The sequence below is a fragment of the Candidatus Culexarchaeum yellowstonense genome, assembly GCF_024707025.1.
Taxonomy (GTDB): domain Archaea; phylum Thermoproteota; class Methanomethylicia; order Culexarchaeales; family Culexarchaeaceae; genus Culexarchaeum.
Map to the genome: position 1 here is coordinate 1 of NZ_JANGFQ010000179.1, position 4320 is coordinate 4320.

General features: G+C 39.1%; 6 protein-coding genes. 2 read left to right on the top strand and 4 right to left on the bottom strand.

Going from position 1 to position 4320, the window contains the following annotated elements; genetic code table 11:
- Positions 1 to 164: 164 nt before the first annotated feature.
- Entirely contained in the window at positions 165 to 749 is a 585-nt protein-coding gene (locus MRT15_RS10600; protein WP_304330119.1) for a superoxide dismutase, read from the bottom strand.
- Between the two features lie 11 nt (positions 750 to 760).
- Complete coding sequence (locus MRT15_RS10605) at positions 761 to 1264, bottom strand: rubrerythrin family protein (RefSeq protein ID WP_304330121.1); 504 nt, start codon at positions 1262 to 1264, stop codon at positions 761 to 763.
- 100 nt (positions 1265 to 1364) lie between these two features.
- On the opposite strand from MRT15_RS10605, the gene MRT15_RS10610 reads away from it, so the two are divergent.
- Together MRT15_RS10610 and MRT15_RS10615 are read left to right on the top strand one after the other, a co-directional pair.
- Positions 1365 to 1793, top strand: a complete 429-nt coding sequence (locus MRT15_RS10610) for an Lrp/AsnC family transcriptional regulator (RefSeq protein ID WP_304330122.1) — start codon at positions 1365 to 1367, stop codon at positions 1791 to 1793.
- Positions 1794 to 1907: 114 nt separating this feature from the next.
- A complete protein-coding gene (locus MRT15_RS10615; RefSeq protein WP_304330123.1) occupies positions 1908 to 3314 on the top strand; it encodes a serine hydrolase in 1407 nt (468 codons plus the stop codon).
- Here the strand turns inward: MRT15_RS10615 and MRT15_RS10620 are convergent.
- Entirely contained in the window at positions 3307 to 3699 is a 393-nt protein-coding gene (locus MRT15_RS10620; RefSeq protein ID WP_304330124.1) for a restriction endonuclease, read from the bottom strand. The genes MRT15_RS10615 and MRT15_RS10620 overlap by 8 nt on opposite strands.
- A gap of 62 nt (positions 3700 to 3761) precedes the next feature.
- Positions 3762 to 4320: inorganic diphosphatase (locus MRT15_RS10625; protein WP_304330126.1), on the bottom strand; the 559-nt coding region annotated here is incomplete at its 5' end.

The following is a 4320-nucleotide window of genomic DNA, read 5'->3' on the forward strand; positions in this document are numbered from 1 at the left end:
TTGTTGGATAGGGGATACATTACTGAGTACCCGTATATGGTTGAAGGTAATGGGAAGCCTGTGGCTCAATGGGAGCATACATTCCTTATATTGGAGAAGGAGGTTATAAGGGTCACGTAAAAAAAATGTGGGTTGATATTTATTTCATCCATTTGAATTTCACTTCATCCAAATCTCCTTTCAACTTCTCTCCAATTGATGGCTTTGAAGAATGCTTCTATGTAATCCACCCTCTTCAATCCATAATCCAGCATATATGCATGTTCGAAGACATCCATGACCAGTATTGGTTTTGCTCCAGCTAAATGTCCCACATCATGTTCATTTATCCAAACGTTTAGAAGCCTATTAGCCTTTGCATCATAGTATAATACTACCCAGCCAATCCCCCTCATAGCTCCAATGGATTTGAATTCCTTCTCCCAATTCTCGTAAGAACCATAATCCTCTACAATCTTCAAGTACAGTTTTGAATTCTTGTTTGGTTCCATGGATTCCTTCGTCATGTTTTCGAAGTAGTATTCGTGGAGGCGCATTCCATTGAATTCCCATCCAAATCTCCTTTTAACTTCAGCGTATTCGGGGCTTCCAATTTTACCCTCCCTTTCAAGGTTTCTAAGTGTTTCCATGAGTTTATTGGTGTTGGATACGTATCCTTGGTATAATTGGAAGTGGTTTCTGAGTAGTTGTTCGCTGAACCCCCTTAATCCTATTAAATGTTCATAGTTTGCTGGTTTATACACGCTCATATATATCACCATTAGAATGTTTTAAATTTATCCTTCGATGCACCGCATATTGGACATTTTTCAGGTTTCTCCCCCACAACTGTGTATCCACATATGCTACATACATGTATCTCCCCTAGTTCCATGTCTTCTCCCATATCAACTTTGCTCTTTGCCTTCTCGTATAGTGATAAGTGGATCTTCTCAGATTCCAAAGCCCAATTTGTGGTTAATGCAACTCCACTTTCACCTTGACTCTTTGCAACTAGATTGTATGCTGGATACATTTCTTCAACTTCAAACTTCTCCCCATTCCTTGCATTCTCAAGGTTCTCCTTTGTACTTTTAATTATACCTAGAATTTTGGAATGGTTTTTTGCATGTATGAATTCTGAGTATGCTGCTGCTCTGAATAGTCTTGAAACGTTTTTAAACCCTTCTTCCTCAGCTTTCTCTGCGTAAATCATGTACTTTATGTGCGCTTGGCTTTCCCCTGAAAGTGCGTTTTTAAGATTTTCTTCACTTATTTTCCTCATTTTCTTTCCCAATAAATTTATATTTAAGACTATAATATAACTTTATTGTCCGATTTTAGCACTAAGTTATGGTTTTAAACTTTAGGTGGGTGAATTAGTCATGGTGGATGAGGTTGATTTTAGGATTATAAGTATTTTGATGGAGGAGGGTGATATTAGCTTTAGTGAATTGGCTAGGAGGCTGAATTTGAGTGAGTCTACAATTAGGAAGAGGGTTGAGAAATTGAAGAGGGGTAATGTTATAAATAAGTTCACTGTGATTGTTGATCCCTACAAGCTTGGTTTCAATTCTGTAGCAATTGTGGGTGTGGATGTGGAGCCTCAGCAACTCTTAAAAGTTGCTAAGAAGCTCTGTGAACTTCCTGAAGCCAAAAACGTATTCATATCCACTGGTGATCATATGATTATGGTTGAAATTTGGGCTAGGGATGGCAATGACCTCTCAAGGATTCTTTCTGAGGGGATTGGAGGTATTGAGGGTGTAAAGAGGGTTTGCCCCTCAATAATACTTGAAAGATTAAAGTACTAGTCAACTTAATAACATTTTATTCATGATGGTTAAATGATAAATGTAAATTTCATGGTTCTAGGCGTTTTACAAACCCTTTAATAGCCTCAATGTTAATAGTATTATTTGATGGTTATGTCACGTGAGATTGATAGGGTTAAGGGTTATGTGGAGAGGGAAGTTCCAAAATTAATGAAGAGCTTCAAAGTTCCAGGGTTCAGTATATCCATTGTGGATAAGAGTGGTATTCTGTATTGTGAGGGTTTTGGTTATAGGGATTTGGAGAGAGCTCTCCCAGCAACCCCCAACACCCTTTATGGTTTAGGTTCAACTACCAAATCCTTTGTGGCTTTATCCATAATGCAGCTTGTTGAGTCTGGGAAGATATCCCTCGACGATCCAGTATCCAATTATGTGCCATTAAAGATAGGGTTTAAGGATAAGCCTATACGTATACGTCACCTCCTCTCACACACTTCCGGCATTCCAGATTTAGGGACTTCCACCATAATATTGCAGAGTGGTATGGGATTTCATATGGGTATACCCATGGCCAGTGTGAATGATTTCTATAGGTTTGTTAATGGAGCTCAAAATGAGATTGTGGATGAACCTGGAAGGAGATACTTCTATCTAAATGCTGGTTATAGGATGCTTGGACACATAATTCAAAATGTTAGTGGGATGCCATTCCACGTTTATGTAACTGAGAATGTTTTGAAGCCTCTTAAAATGTTTAGGAGCACCTTCGTTAAGAGCGTTTTTGAGAGGGATCCTGATAGGATAACACCATATAGGGTGGATGAATCTGGGCGATTCATACCAACACCATACCCATATCCAAACGTTGAAGATAACCCTGAATTCTCCTTCATATCAGCTCCTGGTGGATTGATAAGCTCCGTTACTGAATTATCCAATTACTTGGTGGCTAATTTGAATTGGGGTGTATTTGATGGTAGACGGGTTATTGGTAGAGAATCTCTTGAGGAGATGTTCAAGATACATATAGAATTCCCGAGGGGACTTTATGGTAGACATGGATATGGTTATGGTTGGAGTGTGATTGAAGGGTTCTTTGGAACTAAACTTGTTTCACATGGAGGGTCAATACTGGTTTCAACATCCCACCTATCACTACTACCGGAGTATGGTTTCGGCATTGCCATGGCTTCCAATTCAGCTGGCTTCCCATATGATGAATTTGCACAAACCCTCCATGCCATCCTTTTGGGGAGGGATCCTGAGGAAGTTCCATATGTTAGGGTTAGGAGGAAGATGAATATGCTTTGCGGCCATTACTCCACATATATGGGTGTGGATAATGCTGAAGTTGTTAATAGGGGTGGGATGCTGTACTTGGTTCAGAAGGGGGTTTTTGGAAGCATTACCATGCCACTAATTCCAGAGGATGATTTAATGGAGTCCAATAGATTCTACGTTTACTCCAATGGTGTTAGGATGCCTGTGGAATTTGTGATTTACAGTGATGGAAGGGTTGATATGTATATTGAGAGGGATAGGTTCCATAAGGTTATGTGACTTCAATAAACTCATATTCTCCATTAAATATTTTTGCAACCTTAACTTCTTCAAAAACATTCTTCAATTCATCTACGATTCCATCCTTATCGTGCACTATTATGCATGTTATCCTACCATTACTGTGAACTATCACTGTGTTCACTCCATACTTTTCACCAAGCTCCTTCATCTCCCTCAGTAATTGTAGTGTTATCTTCTCCCTCTGCATTTTGCATTCCACCATTATCACCTTACCATCCTTTACTGCTACTATATCTAGTGGATGTTGACCTTTAGGTGTCCCCTTACTGCTACTAGCCCTTATACTTAGATAACCATGTTTTGCAAATTTCGCTCTAACCGTGTATTCGAATTTCCTACCTTTAACGTAGCTGGATGGCATACACCCTTATCCATTATTCATTGCCCTATTTCAGTATAAATATGTGTTCATGCTTTATGCTTCTATGTTTTCAGGAATGTCTTCTTATATAGTTCTATGCTATCCATAACTATTCTCTTGGCTAAATCATGATCTCCCCACATCTTAAATTTAACCCACTTATTTGGTTCAAGCTTCTTATATGCTTCGAAGAATTCCCTTATCTCCACTAGTAGGTGTGGGTGGACGTGTTCCAGTCTTGTTATACCATTGAATCTTGGGTCTGCTATTGGAACTGAGAGTATTTTTGGATCTTCCCCCTTCTCATCTTCAAGTATTAGTACACCTATTGGTCTAACCTTTATTATGCATCCAATTTCAAGAGGTTCATATGATAAGACCATTATGTCCAATGGGTCTTCATCATAATACCATGTTTGTGGTATGAATCCATAATCCACTGGGAATACTGTGGATGTATGTATTATCCTGTCGAGTACGAATGCACCCCATTCACGGTGATACTCATACTTGTCTCTTGATCCACTTATAACTTCAACAACCATATTCAATATTTCTGGTGGATTATCTCCTGGTGGTATATCCCTCCAGAGGTTTAACGCCAATATCCCACTTCCAGAA

Coding starts and splice junctions, on each gene's coding strand:
- MRT15_RS10600 (WP_304330119.1), bottom strand. CDS start 749: ATGAGCGTGTATAAACCAGCAAACTATGAACATTTAATAGGATTAAGG.
- MRT15_RS10605 (WP_304330121.1), bottom strand. CDS start 1,264: ATGAGGAAAATAAGTGAAGAAAATCTTAAAAACGCACTTTCAGGGGAA.
- MRT15_RS10610 (WP_304330122.1), top strand. CDS start 1,365: ATGGTGGATGAGGTTGATTTTAGGATTATAAGTATTTTGATGGAGGAG.
- MRT15_RS10615 (WP_304330123.1), top strand. CDS start 1,908: ATGTCACGTGAGATTGATAGGGTTAAGGGTTATGTGGAGAGGGAAGTT.
- MRT15_RS10620 (WP_304330124.1), bottom strand. CDS start 3,699: ATGCCATCCAGCTACGTTAAAGGTAGGAAATTCGAATACACGGTTAGA.